Genomic DNA, 16,419 nt, shown 5'->3' with positions numbered 1-16,419 from the left:
GTCGGTGCTGCCGCACGGACAGCTGCTGTCGGTGGATCCGGGGATGCGGGAGGCGTCGGCGCCTCGGACTGGCCGCGTATTTCGATGCCGTGCGGCCGGAGTCTTCAAATCCGAGAGGGATCTGCCGACGACAGGGATTCACAGGGCCGCCGACGCTGGTAGGACCGGATCGTCTGCGTGATATCGCCTCGTCCGGGACAGAACTGTTTCGTGGTGTAGGGGCTTCATCCATATGAAGCTCCGTTCCGACCCACGAACCACGAGCATGAACAAACTGCTCGAGGAGCACGAAAGAACTCTCCGCCCGATCCGCAAGGAGCTGGCTCGCCTGGAGAAGGGCAAGCAGACGAAGGCCGCAATGGCACGGAAGAATGCTCTGGAAGGGCGGCTGCACGCACTGTCGAATATCGGTCGATTCGCCGCCGGCAAGGGGTATGACGCTTTCCATATTCATAGCGAATGGGTAATTCTGAATCGCTCTGCATTGATCATCGAACGATAGTCCGACACCGTCATCCGGGAAGCGATATCTGGTGATCAGCCGACAATTGATATGGGAGATGCGGGCGGCCGCGAATCGTATCGGTGGAAAATTGACGCAGGGCTTCGCGAAAACATCCGAGGACTGGCACTCTGTCAGTGGTGTCGTCAAGAGGGGGCTTCGGGATACCGAAGATGAGGATTCGAGACTCCCGAAAATGTTCGACATCGAAAATCTGGAGCCGGGTGACAGACCAGCCGCGACACCGGTCGCGTCGGTGCCGAATGGCGTTGTCCGCGGTCGTAACCTCGTTAACGAGATGGATTACCATTCGGTCCGCAACGCATCGCGGCCGGGTCGAGACCCGGTACTGGGAGAGATATATCGGCTGCAGGGATTCGATGGACTGCCGACGATCATGGAACCGAACGCCATCGACAATATTGTTGCCGATGGTGGGATCAGACTCTTCCGTGGTGTAACGGAATCTCGATACGTGGATGAATTCAAATTCAAAAAAGGTGCACACTTTCCAGGGGTGGGAATAGGGGGTAATGGTACCTATGCGTCGACAGATTTGGGTATTGCACGGTCGGAGGCGAACGGCCATCCGGATCAGACAATACGGATGGCACTGCTCCCGACCGCGCGAATAACGAATTCCACCAAGCTGGCAGAGGATCAGGAACGTGTGCTGAAAGCAATCGATAAGAAGCTGGAGCGTCTTCAAGCGGCCGAGGAGAGTCCGAAAACCCGAGCAAAGATGCAGAATTTGATGGAACGTCGGGATGTCCTGTCCGACTCCGGCCGATTCGCTGCTGTCCGTGGTTACGACGCTTATCGCGTTGATTGGGGGGGAGCAGAATACACTACAACCGAAACTTGGGTTGTCTTCAACCGCACCGCGATCGTAGTCGAGCGTTGACGAGATCACAGCTCGGCTGACATAGGTACGGCTTTTTCGTTGCGCCGACCTAGAAGGTCGGTATCGCCTTCGATGGGGTCAGAGTGCTGCTGCCGGTCCAGTACTCGGGTAGTGCCATCTTCTGCAGGATTCCCGATGCCGCCGCGAAGTTTTCGGATTCGGCGGCTGCCAGGTACTGTCGACTCAGGTGCACATTGATGAATCTATTCATAAGCGCGGCCCGCTCCCGGGAAACGGTGCCGGTCAAGTTGGGCAACGAATTCCCGGTGCCCGACACGGCATCTCGAATGGCGTGGATGACCGGTTCGGTCGGGTTGTCGAAGTAGTCGCGCAGGAACTGCTGTTCGGGCGCGGTGAAGCTGCTGAACTGCAGATGGGGGTCGGCGAAGCGACGTTCCGCCAGTCGATGCGCGGTCCGCTTGAACAGTGCGACATTGGCCGGAGTCTCGCCCAATTTGAGCACACCGAGCGAGGCGATGGCCTGCCCGACATGTTTGTCGCCGTCCCACATATTCGGGCCCCAACTCGTCCGGTAGTTGTAGGCCTTGATCGCGTTGGTTCGCATTTCCTTATCGGTGAATCCAGCACTGAACATCGCTGCCTCGGCATCGCCCAGGCTTGCGCCGCGGTCGATCACTCGATCGATCGCGACAGCGGCGCCCATCGGCGTGTGACCATACGTCGCCGCGGCGGACCTGGCAGAGTCGATGATCTGCTCGCGCGTGCGATAGTAATTCCGAATCCAGCCGAACCGATCCGCCTCGACCGCCATCCGCATATTCGCCAGCTCCGCTTGCTGTCGCATTCCGGAGCGGGAACTCAACGGGGATCGCCTGCGGCCCATCAGGTATTCGGTAACCGGCGAGGCGTTCATCGTGTTGAGTGCCGCGAGTCCGGTAACGAGCCGCTGTGTTCCGGACATACTGCCGCCCGCTCCCGCCATGGAGCCTCCGCCGCCACCGGGCTGGCTGGCATGTCCGCTCGCGAGCACTCCACCGATCTGGTTGGCGATCCGCCCGGTTCCGGCGGCGAGGCTGTGGCTCATCCGGCGCAGCAATACGATTCCGACGATCATGAACGATCCGCCGATGAAGATGACCGCGATGCCGTGGCCCTGCGCCTGTTTGAACACATCGCCGAGCACCAAGGCGTAGACGCCGAGATAGACCGTGAACGCGACCATTTTCCCGGACGACACGAAGGCATCGACGAGATTGCGCACCAGGAAGGTCTGGCTCGGTCCGTAGACGTATCCGCCTGCGGCGAAGCCGAATATCGCCATAAAGGCGTGATAGATCGACTCCGCCGCGGCCACCACGATCTTGCCGGACAAGTACACGCCGAACATGAGCAGGACCGCGGCGAAGATCAGTAACAGCAGGCCGGTGCAGATCTGGCCCGCATTGGGATTCTGGGCCTTGGTGTACGCTGCGGCGTCGCCGCAACGTTTCATGCCGCTGGTGACCTTGTCATCGCTACCGGCCAGCACACCTTCCGACCAGGCGGCGCGGCAGGCCGGCGAATCGTCCACCACGTGGCCGAAGTTCCACACCTGTAGTGGATAACGCACGAAGTTGTCGGCGAGTGTGCTCTCTATCGAGTCGACGATCGCATTCGGGCTCGGATTCGATTCGCCGTTGAGGCCCGCGGCTACCGCCACACCGACGTCACGTCCCTGGGCGAGCAGCCCGTCCGAGGACAACACATCGGCCAGCGGATGCGCCAGATAGGGGACGCTGAACATCGCGACCCCGATCATCGTCATCACCTGCAGGGTGGCCTTGGAGAAGTACCCGCGCACAACGAACCAGGCCACCGGTATCCCGCCGATGGTTACCGCGAACACAAAGATGAGGGGCGTCCCGACTTGTCCGGCCAGGGTGTCGGCGACGCGGCTCAATGGCTCGGCGACAAGGTCGAGCCAGCGGAAGCTCACCGCGTAGTCGATCACCCATATGCCGGTGACCTCGGTGGCCATGAACCCCGCGAATTCCAGATCGAGTGCGGTCGACAATGCCGCATTCCCGGGGTGCAGAATACTGCCGTGATTCGTGGCGAAGACATAATTGGCCAGCGGAACTCCGTGCGAATCCCGGACATTCATCCAACCGACCGCATCGATTGTCGATGACCCGGCGGTAGCGGTGCCCGTCTGCGCCGTGGCCACCGCGCCGATCGACATCGGAACAACGAACAGCACAAATGTGCCGAGCAGTAGCCGAGCGGTTATTCGGCGCAGTCGAGTCGCGCCGATCCAGTGCCCGCACCGACGGATGACTGCGCGCGGCCGCCACCGCGCTGTATCCCAGAACTCCGAGTCCGACAACGTATTTGGACGGTCTATCCTGCCCGACCCGAGTCGCGTGCCAATGAGATTATCCGATCGCCCGAACACGCATACGAATATAATGGCTGGTCGAGCATCGAAAACCCTTTGGGCTCACGATGATTCGTATGTGATACGTATAGAATTCGACGACTGTTACCGACGACACATGAATTCATGTAGTGCATGGCCGAAATCTGATCATCCGCCGAAACTCGATACGAGTTCGCGGCGCGAAATATTTCCGCGCTCCGGACAGGATGAAATTTTATGCGGTAGGCGGGATTTCGGAGTGCCTGGCGAAGGCCTGATCGATCAGCTCCGATGTTGCACGAGTCACGATCAGCCGCGCGATGGCCAGATCGGTCTCGAGTTTCGTGCGGTCCTTGGGGGTGCGCTCGGATTGTTCGTAACCGCGCCCGGCCAGGCTGTAGAACAGCTCGGTGGCATAGCGATCGGCGATCCGATCGCAGTCGGCGCGCAGCCGCTCGACCAATTCGAAGGCGGCCGATGCCGGGAGGCCGACATCGACGAGCCGGGAGGCCAGATCGCAGCAGCGTGGATTGGTCAGGCGGTAGGCCTCCAGTGGATCGTCACTCGAGGCGAGAGCTTGCTTCACATATTCCGGCAGTTCGGCCGAGTGTTCTTCCCGAGCGGCGCGGCCCGCGTTCTGGGGGGTGGTAGGCGGCTCGGCGGTCGACTGGTCGGGTGCGACACCGAGGACATCGGCCAGGCCGTCCCCACGGTCCCAGGCCTCGAGCAGTTCTCGGATCCCGTTCAGCTTCATGCCGCGGCTGAGCAGTCGACTGATGGTCTGCAGGCGCTCCAAATGGTCGGAGCGGTAGTAACCGATCCGACCCCGCACCTCGGGGGAGGGCAGGAGACCACGCTCGTGGTAGACGCGCACGCTGCGCACCGTGGTGTCGGCTACCCGGGCCAATTCATCGATCGTGTATTCCGACTGCACAGCCATACCTCACAGGAAACCACAACTTACCCCGTAGAACGCGGCCCGTGGATGAACGTGCCGTTAATCAACGATACGTCGAGATCACTACTTGGTCAATGTGCCGTTACATAGCGGCGGAAATGGTTGCCGGGTAACGGATCGTAAGTTAACGTGCGTCATACGGCAGTTCACTGCCGGTTTCCGGGGACTGTTGAGCAGCCCTGATGCCCGCCCGACAATGGGACACGTCTTGCGTGGCGTGTGCCCTCGGCAGTCTCGGAGACGGCTATGAGCATCATTCAGGCGCGTCGCCCAGCGATCGGATCGCAAACGGCGACACAGATTTCGGCGATCCCCACTGCGGCCAAGGCCGCGCACCGCCCGCCCTGCGCGGATGGTCCAGACGATTGGGACCTCGATGTCGGCACCCCGGAATCCTGGCGAGCTGCCATCCAGACTTGCCAACACTGCCCCTTATTCGCCAAGTGTGGGCAGCTTGCGCAGACGCTCACCGCGCGAGGTGACGGCCCACGAGCGATGATCTGGGCCGGCGTGGCATACGACAGCGCGGGCCGGGTGGTGGAGAACCTCGATCGGCACCGCACCGCCCCGATCGATCACAAGCGGCCACTGCGCATTATTCGCAACAGCACCCGCCCGGTATGCGCTGATCTTGTGCCTGCGACCCCACGACGGCGTATCGTGCTCGGGCACCGGCTGCGATCTGCCGGTTCGAGCGGCCTGTAGAACTGTGGGCGGCGGACGGTACGTGAAAACTCTTGTGGCGGTGGGTGACCTATGACGGTGTTGGCTCTGGAGATCGGTCCTGAGGGCTTCGCGGTGACCCGCGTGGCCGACGATGCCGAGGCCGAGGATGTCCGGAGGGCTCCGATACCTTCCGGTGCGGCATGGCCCACCTGCCGGGATCTGTTGCTGGAGGTGGCGCAGAATCAAGAGGTCACCGCCGTCGGCATCGCCTCGTCAGGGCCGGTCGACATGGCGGCCGGGGTCGTGGCACCGGCCGACATCCCAGAGTGGCGAACCGGTTTCGCACTGACGGAGGCCGTGCAGAAGACCTTTCCGACTGCCCTGGTGCAACTCGCTCTCGATGGCGTGTGTCTCGGCTTGGCCGAGCGGAACTTCGGAGCGGCCAGCCAGGTCATGGACTCGCTTTCGGTATCGGTCTCGTCTCGGATCAGCGCTGGACTCATGGTCGGTGGCTTCGTCGTGGTCGGGCGTACCGGAAATGCCGGGCATTTCGGCCATGTCCTGGTCCCGGGTTTCGACGACCTCTGTGAATGCGGTGGGCGTGGTTGCCTGGAGGCGGTCGCGAGTGGCGCGTCGATACTGCGGTGGGCACGTGGCAACGGATGGCACGGAAGCTCTGTCGACGACCTGGCCGAAGCCGCGCGAGCTGGTGACGAGATCGCGGTTGCCGCGCTGAATCGCGCCGGAACGGCGCTCGGTCGGGCGATCGCCTCGGTAGCGCCGTTACTGGATATCGATCTGGTCGTGCTCGGCGGCAGCGTGGCGAGATCCGGTCCGGCGCTGTGGAAGCCGCTCACCGCGGCCGTGGCGACGCACGCCCGACTCGGTTTTCTGACCGCGCTGCGCGTGATTCCGTCGGAGTTGGAGAACGTCGGCATCCTGGCGGGTGCCGGTCTGCTCGCTCTGATGGCGGCGGAGGCGGCCTCGGCCCCGAGCGAGTAATCGGCCGTTCCTGAGGTCGGCTGGAAAACCGTCAGCTATGGGCACGGCTGATGGTGTCGGCCCGTGGCGGTGCGTTTGTTCGCGTGCCGTCACCGGTTTCCGCGGCGTCTGGTTTCCTTCCTGTCCGAGCATTGTCATGCATCGGAATCGACGCAGGTCGCCGAGGGTTCAGCAGGTGCGGTGACGCGCGGTTGCGGCGGGAGATTGCCTGTGCCGCCGTTCATCTTGTCTTAGGACTAGGTTAAGAAACCAGCATTCGGTTTGCTCCATCCGGTATGAATCACAAGACTTCGAACAGGTGAACTTGTTCCTGACGTGTTGATTGGACCGCTGAACAACGGTACATTGAACGTGTCACGATCGTGGCTCATCTGAGTCATGAATCCGGAGGAACGGCTGGTACGGGCAAGCGAGATGCGGAGCGACGCAGTAATCCCATGGGTGACCATCGAAACGTTGACACCGGACATGATGTCGGTGGCGTCGGTGGGGGAAGCACCGCGTGACTTCGCGGGGTGGCCGCGAGTTCTCCAGCGGCTGCTCGCGAAAATGCCTGCGGTATATGACAGTCTGACGACCGCGCGGTTGGCCGCGGCCATGCAGGCGGCGCGTGATCAGGCCGAAGATGTGGATCTGCGGATCCCGACTCGTTCGGGTGTGCACGAGCTGAAGATCCGGCCGGTATTCGGGCCGGCGGGCGATGTGCACGCGATCCGGCTCTGGCTCGGGCCATCGGCTGCGCAGGCGCCGGAATTGCGTGCGGCAGTGGGTATGATCTGGGATCTGAATTCGCAGACCATTCAGCAGCCTATCGGCGTTACTCGACTCTCCGGCAGTGCGCCAGAGGAATACGTGCCGAGGATGTCGATCGCGGAGCTCTTTTACCGGATGTCGGCGTTCGATCGGCATGCCGAGATGCTCGATCTGCTCTACGACCCCAAGCCGGGGGACAAGCTGCAGTTCGATGTCACGGTGCCGCACAGTTCCGGCCGAGCCGGGCGTTGGCGCATCACGATCCGGGCCCGTGACGACGAGCGGACCCGAGGGGCATGGTGGCTGATCGAGGACATCTCCTCCGACGATCAGCCCGCCTCGTGGGCCACGCTGGAACGAGTTGGGCTGCGTGAGGCGCACCGTCGCGCGGGCACCCACTTGGCGGTTGTGCAACTCGAGTACACCAGCATTTCGCATTGGCTCACCGATCCCGCGCCATGGGTGCGCTGGGATTATCTGTTCCAGCCGGTCGACGTATTTCATCCGGACGATCGGATCCGGTTGATCGAGCTCGGTGACCGACTGCGGGCGGGGGAAACCGCCGGAGTCACGATGCGTGCCCTCAACTACGGCGGCGGTTATACGCCGACGTCATTGCTGCTGTATCCGTACCCCGGATATTCGACTCGGCCGTTGGCCATCGCGCAGTTGGTCAGGGTCGCCGATGACGTGCCCGTCCTGGAACCGCACCGGCCGGTCGAGCCGAGCACGCCGGTCGGTTACGACGATCAGCTGCGTCATTGGCTGGTCGATCGCATGAAACGCAGCCCTGCCTACTGATTGTCCTTATTCCCAGCCACGGGAACAGGCGGGCAATTGGGAGCGGTTCGGCTCTCTACCATTTCGAGAGTGCGGACAACGGCTGGCAGGCAGGCAGATTCGGGCGAGGAATTACTTCGCCGGATGGCCGCACGCCGCCGCCGCGACAATGCCATTGTTGCCGTCATCGCCGTGCTCGCGGTGCTCGGCGGTGGGCGCACCATCCTCGGCTGGTTCGCCGATAAGCCGGTCGCCAAGTCGCCGGATTCCATGTCGACCTCGATCATCGGCCACGCCCAGTTGGCGGAGTCCTTCGCCGAGGAGTTCGTGGTCACCTACCTCAGCGCCTCATCCGGACAGCAGGAGCGCCTCGGTGAGTACGTCGGCGGCGGACAGCAGATCAATCTGCCCGCGACCGGGCGACAGGTGTCCGATCCGATCGTCGTGTTCACCTCACGCAATCTGAGCACCGAGGCATTCGACGTCTGGTCGGTCACGGTGTCGGTCCGCGTGGCCAAGGCAGCTGGCGGAGCCAGCGGCAATCGCGAGTATTACCGAGTCTCGGTATCGGTGGCGGCGGACGGCAGGCGCCGCGCGCTGGCGGTGCCCGCGGCGGTCGAATCGCCGGGGCGCGGCATCGATCTGGTGCTGGGATATCAGAATCCGTGTGGCGCGGAATCGCCACTGGCGCAGGTGGCCTCCGGATTCCTGTCGACATATCTCACCGGCTCGGGTGATATCGCGCGCTACACCATACCGAACTCCGGGATAGCCGCACTGCGGCCAGCACCGTTCACCTCGGTGGAGACCACAACGGTGGCATCCGATGACGGCGGCTGCGGTGTCGGCGGTACGAACGCCCGCGTGCTGGTCACGATCAACCCGAAGACCGGCAGCGGCGCCGCGCCGACCCTTGCCTACCCACTGACGATGATCCAGACCGCAGGGCAGTGGCAGGTCGAGTACCTGGATTCGATGCCCGAACTGCGCGAACCCATGACGGTAGTCGCCGCCAACGAAGGGTCCGGCGGCGCCCCAACCAGCACGGCGACCACAGCACCCAGTTCCGCAGTGTCGATTCCACCGGCAACACAGAACTGAACAGAAAGGCATCATCATGGGTAGTCAAATGAGCATCATCCTGTACAACGGGCTGATCTTCATCCGTTGGGCGGGGATGATCGTCATCGCCGGTTGCGGCATGGTTCTGCTCATTTCCGAAGGGGTGAAGTCGAAGCTGTCACCGGGCAAGCTCATCGGCGTCACCCTCTCGGCATTGATGGCGGGGATCCTGTTCTGGACGCTGCCCACCCTGCTCAACTACGCGCGCGTCGACTCCAATAGCCGGATCGTCCAAGACCAGCCCATCGGCGGGACGTACCGCTAGTGACCCAAGTCGTCAAGGTGTTCACGCCGATCAAACGGGTTCCCACCCTGATCGGCAAGGCGCAGAACGGGCAGAAGCTCCCGTTCGGGCCGTACACCTTGCCGCAGATGATCGGCGGCGGCGTGCTCATCGTCATCACGGCGGTGCTGGCCATGTCGCTGCCCACGAATCCCGCCATCACCTTCGTGGTGGGTGCGGTCATCTCCGTCGTCACTGTTTTCGCACTGGGTTTGGTGCCGTATACGGGTGTGCGGTTGACATCGCGGATCATGTGGATCGGCCGATTGATCGTCATCCGCAGGCCGGTTTCCGCCTCGGGCATGCCGGTCGGCGAGGAGTCCGGGCGGCACACGCTGTTCGTCGAGGAGAGCATCGTGATTCTGCTGCCCGATCGTAAGGTCGCCGCGGACGATGACCGCCCGGCGGTAGCCGTAATGGCTAGCGAGCGTCCGCTCAACATTCTCGAAAGATGGAGCAAGACATTGCCGAAGGTGGAAGACAAGGGCAATGGCGCGTTACCCGGAGGGCGGAACTGATGGCGTTCGAACGAGACCTGCAGCCGACCGCCGCTATTCGCGGGCATCTGCAATTCACGCACGGCGGTCTGGTGACTGCCAACTATTTCATCAACCCGCTGGGCTACGGGTTGCGCAAGGCTAGTGACAAGTTCGATGTCAAGGCGGCCCATCATTCACTGATCAATAATCTGCCGAACGGTTCACTGCTGCTGGGTATCCAGGCTCGTCTCAATACCCTCGACGTGCTGAGCAAAATGGTCGAGGGCGTGGATCTGGACGAGTGCGAGGATTACGCCACCGAGGTGGTGGCCTCGTTCGAGCGGGTCCGCGCGATTCTGCCGCAGACCCGGATATATTTGCTGTCGATCCCAGTCGGGGCCAGCAATTCGGGTATTTCGGCATTGTCGCGAATGTGGCGTGGCACCACCACGACCATCGACGCCGCCGCCCTGTCTCGAGCTGACCTGGACGCCTACGACGAGAAGGCCAACGAAATCCTCTCGCGCATCGGTAGCGATTTCGACCCGGTTCCGGTGCCTGCCGCCCTGTTCCAATGGCTGTGGGAGCACTATCTGAGCCGCGGCGCGGTCGGCGATCCAGTTGCGCCGACTCGCGCCGGTGTGTTGGACGACGCGACATCGGCCGTCTTCCGCTCGGCCGCCCTGGACGAGGGAGCACAGGCCGACAGCAATCGACGCATCCGCCCCTCCTTCGTGCCGGTGATCAAGGTGGTACAGCCGGATCTGGTTTTCCAACCCTCCTACCAGGCGGTGCTGACCCCGCGGTCATTCCCGTACGCGGGCATGTCCTTTCCCGGCGGCAGTGAATTCCTCAGCGTGCTCGAGGGGATGCAGGACGTCACGGTCGACTGGGGCATGCGGATATCGACGAAGCCCGCCGAGCAGGTGCTCAAGAATAATGAGCTGAGCCTTCGACGCCTCGGTGAGCAGATGGACCAGCGGGATCAGGAGGTTTCCTTCGCACAGAACACCTTGATGTCGAAGGCGCAGATGTTGGGCGAGTACAACCAGCATTTCGAGGTCAACGGCGGTGAATCCGAGGTGTCCTTTACGACCGTGATCGCTATAGGTGGAGCGTCACGCGATGCGACGACCGATGCGGTGAACACGCTCAAACGTCGGTACCGGCGCTTCAATGTGGAGATGACCGCGCCGGTCGGCGCGCAGGTTGATCTGTGGTCGATGCTCATTCCCGGCAGTCCGGCGCGGCGGGCGTACGACGATTTCGCGCATATTGTGCCCTCCGATATGTGGGCGGGCTTCGTTCCCTTCACCACCAGCCAGATCGGCGATGACAGCGGTCCGGTGATCGGGGTCAACCTTTTGTCCGGAAATTTCGAGCCGATCCATTTCGGGATCATGGAAGCGGCACTGCACGACCTGTCCGCATCGTTCGCGGTCACCGGTGAGCTCGGATCGGGCAAATCCTATTTCTTGAAGCTCATGGCCGTGCTGGTCCACGATATGGGCGGGCAATTCCTGGCCATCGATCGCAGTCAGGTCGGTGAATGGGAGCATTTCGCGTCCTCGATCGATAATGCGGTCGTCATCGATCTGGCCAATCCGACGGTGTCCTTGGATCCGCTGCGCCTGTTCGATCCACGGATCGCGGGGGAACGGGCGCTGGATTCGATCCTGCCGCTGCTGGATCTGTCGCCGACATCGGGTGCGGGCGCCGCCGCCAGCAATCTGCTGTCACCGAGGGGAATTGCTGAGCACAGCATCCGCAGTCTGCTGGACTTCCTGCAGGTCGTGCGGCGGCTGCGGGACACACCCGGGTTGGGCGAGGACTACGCCGATTTGGCGGCGCGGCTCGGGACCGTGGTCGACCGGGTTCCGGTGCTGTTCGATCCGAAGCTGCGGCCGCTGCGGCTCGATGCCGCGGCTACGGTGGTCCGCAGCCACAATCTGGCATTGCCGACAGCGGAGGAACTCACCACTCCGCACTTGTACAACCGGTTGCCGCTGACAAAGCGCCTGGGCACCGCGCTTTACGAACTGGTCGGCGTTGCCGCCAGGGAAGCGTTCCTCACCGACAACGGCAGATTCGGACTGCTGGTCGGCGACGAGGCACACCATTTCACGCAGACCCAGGTCGGTTCCGCGGTGACCTCCGATTTCAGCCGGGACGGTCGAAAGCATTTGGCCGCAATCGGATTGGCGTCCCACGATCCGGCGACGGACTTCCAGGGCGCGGCGCACAATCTGATTCCCAACCGGTTCGTCTTCCGGCAGCGTGATGAAACGTTGGCCCGCAACAGCCTGGAATGGCTCGGCGTCGATCTGGAAGAGGCGTCGTTCCTGCTGCAGATCCTGCGCGAAGAGACCTCGCCGCCGGTCGGCCAAGGCCGGCAGGTGCCGGAGGAACGGCGCGGCGAGATGTTTATGCGGGACGCGCTGAACCGGATCGGCCGTGGCAAGGTGCTCGGTCCCGCACGCGCCGATCGCGCCGAGGCGATCAGCAGTACGCCCTCGGGGAAGGGCGCCACTCGATCGGCATTGCCACAGCGTCAGGAAATCGCATGAGACTCCCGTCCACCGTGCCCACTTGGTCGCGCGCGTGGCACGGCTCCGATCTGCGACGCGAACTGGAGTTCTGGGATCCGGAAAAATGGCAGCCGAGGGTGCTCGGGCACCGATGTTGGCTGTGGATCACCGCGACCCGGCGTCGACGTTGGATCTTCTGGGGGCTCGTCGCATTCTTCATGCTATTTGTATTGCCGGCTGTGCTCAGCGCGGTTGCCGGCGCGCAAACCGACACCGAGACCGTGCAGTCCAGCGGTAACGGTGCGCTCGGTTTCACGAATATGCGGGATTCATATGGGGTCCCGGTGTCGCGGTATACCTACATCACAAGCGACGGAAGCCTATTCCATCCGATCACGACCGTGATGGCGGCGATCCTCGGCCTTATGTGCGAGTTCTTCCTTATTGCTGTGGTTCTGCCGATCTGGGGGTACGACTCGGCGGTCCGCCTGGGTTGGCTCGATTGGCTCCGCGCACCCTTGACCGGGGCTGCCGAAGGTGTCACCGCTCAGATCGCGACGGCGGCGGTGTTCTTCTTCTTCGTTACGCTGGGCGCGTTCTTCGTCGCTTATTTCGTGGCACGCGGATTTTTTGCCAAGGCATCGTTTCAGATTGCGACCATGCTGGTGATGGCAATCGTGAGTGCGCTGTTCCTCAGAGATCCGCTCGCCGAGATCTTGTCCTCGCACGGCATGCTGGCTCAGGGCCGCGATGTCGGCCTTTCGGTGGCGGCCGGCGTGAATGGTGACAGCAGCCCGAATCCCGCGGCGCTCGCACAGACCATGCAGCAGAGTATGGTCGACAATTTTGTGCGGCATCCGCTACAGGTGTGGAATTTCGGCCACGTTGTCGACGAGCGGCCGGCGTGTGCCTCTGCGTGGTCATCCGGCATATCGGCCGGCAATGATAGCCAGGTCAAGAAGGGTTTGAAGGCCTGTGGCGATTCCGTCGCGGCCACTGCCGCAGACAATCCCAGCATGGGTCAGATCGGTGCCGGTCTGTTGGTGCTGATATTGATGTTGCTGGGGATCGTACCCTTCTTCGGGTATATGTCCATCAGGATTGTGTGGTCCGGGCTCGACGCGATCTATTGGGCATTCATGGGCCTGTTCGGCTTCGCCGCGGGTGGCTATGTGTACGGTCCTACGCAGACATTCACGATCCGCAGTGTCGTCCATGGCTTCTTTTCTTTCTTCCGGATGGCTGCGGAAATTGCTTTTGTCGCTGTCATAGCTTTGATCGAGAACGAGATGCTGAAACAGGCGAAAGGTCGGGAAATCGCGGTCTTGTTCTTCACCGCGGTGATAATGATCGTCGCATTCCTTCAGGCCAAGCGCTTCACCGGTAACCTCGACCGCGGCAATGAATGGATTGCCAACCGCTTCGCGATCGCGGTCCAGAATGGAGGGACGCGCGCGGGTGCGGGTTCTGGAGGCGGTGGTGGGTATGCGCTCGGTATGGGACAGATCGGCGCGCGCCACAAGATGGGTGGTATGGGGATGATGGCGCTGATGGGTGGTGCGAGCACGATTGCCAACTCACCACTGACGGAATGGATGATGATGGGGCTGCCCGGATCGTTCCATCCGCAATCCAGGCTGAAGAGGGCAATGACGGAGGCGCAGGGAGGCGTGTGGGTCGGGGACGATCGGTTCGGTGGGCGGTACGGCTGGTATGCGCAGTCGTATATGAACCGGGAACTCTTTGCGTCCAACGCCGGACTGGAAGCTGTCGAATATGGCGGTCTGGACTCGGTCTTGGGCAATGCCGCAGCCGTGCAGGGCGTTCTCGATGTCGGCGGCACTGCGGCCGATTCATTCGGAGCCATGATCGGCGCCGGTGCGAGAGACGAGAAAAGGGCGCGGCTTGCGTCGCGCTCGCGGGCAACTATCGCCCAAGCCGCTGGTAACGAACCGCTCCAGGACCGCGACCTTGCGTTCTTGGCTGCTGCTTTGCGGCATACCCAGAATTCAGCACGCCTGCTGATCAGAGGCGATGGCAGTGCCGACGAGGTCGCGGCCAATTTCGGTACTCTGCAGCAGGCGGCCCGGGAATTCCGCAGGGTCAGGGCGGGCGGTGTCGCCCTGGACGAAGACAACCCATTGGGTCATCCGCAGGTGGATTTCGTCCGAGAATATGCTGGTGACCACAGTCGAGGTATTTTTGGTGACATTCGTGATAATCCGGATGAAGCGGCAGCGAAGATGAGGGCGTTGAATAATGTGATAAACGGGACTGTGCCTACGACTGGCATGACCGCCAACGACCGTAGATTGCAGAGCGCTAATGTCGGTGTGCGGGAGGCGGAGCGTATGAAGCAATGGATTATGAACGAGCATGCCAGGAACGCGCAGAATGCCACAGAAGCGCTCGTTCGTAATGTAGCTGATCCGGAAGCAATCCGAAATCTCCGGGATACGGTCTACGACGCCGTCCGATCAGAACATTTGGGCTCGGGTCGAACCACGGATTTGTCCAATACAGTGACACCACGCGGACAAAATGACGCCCATCCGCGCTGGGTACAGACATTGGGACAAGTCGACAGGCTGCTGGGGAACTAGATATACGCCCGCGCGAAGGTGAAGTCGCTCGGCCTGCACAGAGAGGGTATTCGATGATGGGGCGCCTGATGATCCTCGCGATGATCCCGACTTGGGTGTGGGTGCTGCTCATTCCTGTAGTCGGGCTGTGCGGCGTCGGGGGGATGCTTATGACGCTGGCGGGGAACACCTCAACATCGGCCGCTGCGGATCTGCACTACCAGTGCGATAGTGCCGTCGGTCCGGATCCGGCCGTCACGACAACGACATCGAGCGCTACCACTTCGCGCCGGGCAGCCGACACCATTCCCGAATCCGAGGCGCCGACCACGAACCCGTATGCCGAGTGGACCATCGCGCCGGATGACACCGATGCCTCGACCTGGCAGCGCTCCTGCGCGTCCGCGATGCGATCCGCATCCTGGCAGCTGCCGCCGTTGCAGACGGTCAATACCGGGCTCGCTGTGGAGTGCGCGCGGCAGTTCGCGCTGGCGGTGGTCCGTAACCCGGCGACGCTCGAGCCCGGCCGCAATGGCTCGCCGGGCACCGCAGATGCCGCGACATTGACCAAGAGCGTCATCGATGCGGCATCGGACGCGGCAATGACGGGGCAATGTCTCGCGGCGGCGGGCGCCGGTACCGGCACGGTTGGCTCGTCATCGGGTGCGACCATGCCGCGCACCGAGTCGACGCAGGTTGCGTGCGGGCGGCCATCGAGTTCGACGACTACCGCTCGCTCCTCTGTCGTGCTGCCGAGTGCCATTGCCGCCCAAGGTGTTTGCGGTCAGCGGGTCGATACCGAAGCCATCTCGCCGGGGGATCTGGTCTTTTGGGATTACCGGTCCAACGCCCCCACCCGAGTCGGCATTGCTGTCGGTTCTACCCAGATTGTCACTGTTGATCCGGATTCGGGGCAGGTAGTCGAACAAGTGCTGCCGACCGGAGGTGACGTTCGGGTCAAGCGGGTGTTGAAGGGGGATTCATGACGAGTCCATTGGTGTGGGATGCGGGGGTTGAGCCAGCTGTCGATGATCTGGATGCGGAGGGGGATTCGGGTGAAGGTGCGCTAGCGGGGGTGGTGACGCCGTGGACGCGCAAGCCTCGGCAGGGAGCGAGCCCGGGAGCGGGCGGTTTGAGCCCGGGGGCGGGTTCGGGTGGGAATTCGCAAGCATCGCAGGAGGGTTCGGACTCCGAGAATAATCCTGCTCTGCCTGGTCAGTCTTCGGGGGATGGTTCCGGACAGGGCGCGGTGGCGCCGGGACAGGGTGGTTCGGGTAAGGGTGTGGTGCCGCCAGCGGGTGCGCCGGGAGCTGCGGGGGCGCAGGCGGCTCCGGCGCCGAGTGCGCCTGCTGAGGGGGCTGCTGCGCAGGCGGCTCCGGCGCAGGCGGCGCCTGCGCCTGCGGGTACGGTGGCGCCGAATACGTCTCGGACCACGGATGATTCAGCCGCTGATCATGGTGGCGGGTTGTTGGATCCGGATACTTTGACGGCGTTGGCGCCG

At 62.6% G+C, this 16,419-nt stretch carries 13 protein-coding genes and 1 pseudogene; 12 read left to right on the top strand and 2 right to left on the bottom strand.

Annotated elements, in window-relative coordinates:
- Window positions 1-265 precede the first annotated feature (265 nt).
- Together ACIBI6_RS11590 and ACIBI6_RS11585 are read left to right on the top strand one after the other, a co-directional pair.
- Complete coding sequence (locus ACIBI6_RS11590) at window positions 266-502, top strand: hypothetical protein (RefSeq protein ID WP_396956015.1); 237 nt, start codon at window positions 266-268, stop codon at window positions 500-502.
- 196 nt (window positions 503-698) lie between these two features.
- A complete protein-coding gene (locus ACIBI6_RS11585; protein WP_396956014.1) occupies window positions 699-1,406 on the top strand; it encodes a hypothetical protein in 708 nt (235 codons plus the stop codon).
- A 49-nt stretch (window positions 1,407-1,455) separates the two neighbouring features.
- On the opposite strand, the gene ACIBI6_RS11580 is transcribed toward ACIBI6_RS11585, so the two are convergent.
- Both ACIBI6_RS11580 and ACIBI6_RS11575 read right to left on the bottom strand, forming a co-directional pair.
- Window positions 1,456-3,588 (bottom strand): hypothetical protein, encoded by a 2,133-nt coding sequence (locus ACIBI6_RS11580; RefSeq protein WP_396956013.1) that lies wholly within the window; start codon window positions 3,586-3,588, stop codon window positions 1,456-1,458.
- A 412-nt stretch (window positions 3,589-4,000) separates the two neighbouring features.
- Entirely contained in the window at window positions 4,001-4,705 is a 705-nt protein-coding gene (locus ACIBI6_RS11575; protein ID WP_364341411.1) for a MerR family transcriptional regulator, read from the bottom strand.
- A 264-nt stretch (window positions 4,706-4,969) separates the two neighbouring features.
- Here ACIBI6_RS11575 and ACIBI6_RS11570 point away from each other — a divergent pair, with 264 nt between their 5' ends.
- The 10 genes and pseudogenes from ACIBI6_RS11570 to ACIBI6_RS11525 all read left to right on the top strand — a co-directional run.
- On the top strand, window positions 4,970-5,428 hold the full coding sequence (locus tag ACIBI6_RS11570; protein WP_396956012.1) for a hypothetical protein: 459 nt from the start codon (window positions 4,970-4,972) through the stop codon (window positions 5,426-5,428).
- A gap of 51 nt (window positions 5,429-5,479) precedes the next feature.
- Window positions 5,480-6,391: an ROK family protein gene (locus ACIBI6_RS11565; RefSeq protein WP_396956011.1), complete on the top strand. Its 912-nt coding sequence runs from the start codon at window positions 5,480-5,482 to the stop codon at window positions 6,389-6,391.
- A 441-nt stretch (window positions 6,392-6,832) separates the two neighbouring features.
- Entirely contained in the window at window positions 6,833-7,945 is a 1,113-nt protein-coding gene (locus ACIBI6_RS11560) for a GAF domain-containing protein (protein ID WP_364341407.1), read from the top strand.
- 69 nt (window positions 7,946-8,014) lie between these two features.
- Complete coding sequence (locus ACIBI6_RS11555; protein WP_364341405.1) at window positions 8,015-9,025, top strand: conjugal transfer protein; 1,011 nt, start codon at window positions 8,015-8,017, stop codon at window positions 9,023-9,025.
- 28 nt (window positions 9,026-9,053) lie between these two features.
- Window positions 9,054-9,311 carry a hypothetical protein gene (locus ACIBI6_RS11550; RefSeq protein ID WP_364341403.1) on the top strand — a complete coding sequence of 86 codons (258 nt, stop codon included), beginning with the start codon at window positions 9,054-9,056 and terminating at the stop codon, window positions 9,309-9,311.
- A complete protein-coding gene (locus ACIBI6_RS11545) occupies window positions 9,311-9,847 on the top strand; it encodes a hypothetical protein (RefSeq protein WP_396956009.1) in 537 nt (178 codons plus the stop codon). Before ACIBI6_RS11550 ends, ACIBI6_RS11545 begins: the two co-directional genes overlap by 1 nt.
- Window positions 9,847-12,375: an ATP-binding protein gene (locus tag ACIBI6_RS11540; RefSeq protein ID WP_396956008.1), complete on the top strand. Its 2,529-nt coding sequence runs from the start codon at window positions 9,847-9,849 to the stop codon at window positions 12,373-12,375. Before ACIBI6_RS11545 ends, ACIBI6_RS11540 begins: the two co-directional genes overlap by 1 nt.
- Window positions 12,372-14,939 (top strand): hypothetical protein, encoded by a 2,568-nt coding sequence (locus ACIBI6_RS11535; protein ID WP_396956007.1) that lies wholly within the window; start codon window positions 12,372-12,374, stop codon window positions 14,937-14,939. The genes ACIBI6_RS11540 and ACIBI6_RS11535 overlap by 4 nt, the downstream gene beginning before the upstream one ends.
- 53 nt (window positions 14,940-14,992) lie before the next feature.
- Entirely contained in the window at window positions 14,993-15,904 is a 912-nt protein-coding gene (locus ACIBI6_RS11530; RefSeq protein WP_364341395.1) for a hypothetical protein, read from the top strand.
- A pseudogene (locus ACIBI6_RS11525) lies at window positions 15,901-16,419 on the top strand (hypothetical protein); the annotation flags it as partial. The gene ACIBI6_RS11530 and the pseudogene ACIBI6_RS11525, both read left to right, overlap by 4 nt.

It is taken from the genome of Nocardia sp. NPDC050412 (assembly GCF_044458825.1).
GTDB lineage: Bacteria > Actinomycetota > Actinomycetes > Mycobacteriales > Mycobacteriaceae > Nocardia.
This window is presented reverse-complemented; position numbering and strand designations above follow the sequence as displayed.

Excerpts from the sequence above, each read along its gene's own strand:
- ACIBI6_RS11540 (WP_396956008.1), top strand. The coding sequence starts at position 9,847 with ATGGCGTTCGAACGAGACCTGCAGCCGACCGCCGCTATTCGCGGGCAT.
- ACIBI6_RS11570 (WP_396956012.1), top strand. The coding sequence starts at position 4,970 with ATGAGCATCATTCAGGCGCGTCGCCCAGCGATCGGATCGCAAACGGCG.
- ACIBI6_RS11530 (WP_364341395.1), top strand. The coding sequence starts at position 14,993 with ATGATGGGGCGCCTGATGATCCTCGCGATGATCCCGACTTGGGTGTGG.
- ACIBI6_RS11580 (WP_396956013.1), bottom strand. The coding sequence starts at position 3,588 with ATGTCGATCGGCGCGGTGGCCACGGCGCAGACGGGCACCGCTACCGCC.
- ACIBI6_RS11535 (WP_396956007.1), top strand. The coding sequence starts at position 12,372 with ATGAGACTCCCGTCCACCGTGCCCACTTGGTCGCGCGCGTGGCACGGC.
- ACIBI6_RS11575 (WP_364341411.1), bottom strand. The coding sequence starts at position 4,705 with ATGGCTGTGCAGTCGGAATACACGATCGATGAATTGGCCCGGGTAGCC.
- ACIBI6_RS11590 (WP_396956015.1), top strand. The coding sequence starts at position 266 with ATGAACAAACTGCTCGAGGAGCACGAAAGAACTCTCCGCCCGATCCGC.
- ACIBI6_RS11585 (WP_396956014.1), top strand. The coding sequence starts at position 699 with ATGTTCGACATCGAAAATCTGGAGCCGGGTGACAGACCAGCCGCGACA.
- ACIBI6_RS11550 (WP_364341403.1), top strand. The coding sequence starts at position 9,054 with ATGAGCATCATCCTGTACAACGGGCTGATCTTCATCCGTTGGGCGGGG.
- ACIBI6_RS11565 (WP_396956011.1), top strand. The coding sequence starts at position 5,480 with ATGACGGTGTTGGCTCTGGAGATCGGTCCTGAGGGCTTCGCGGTGACC.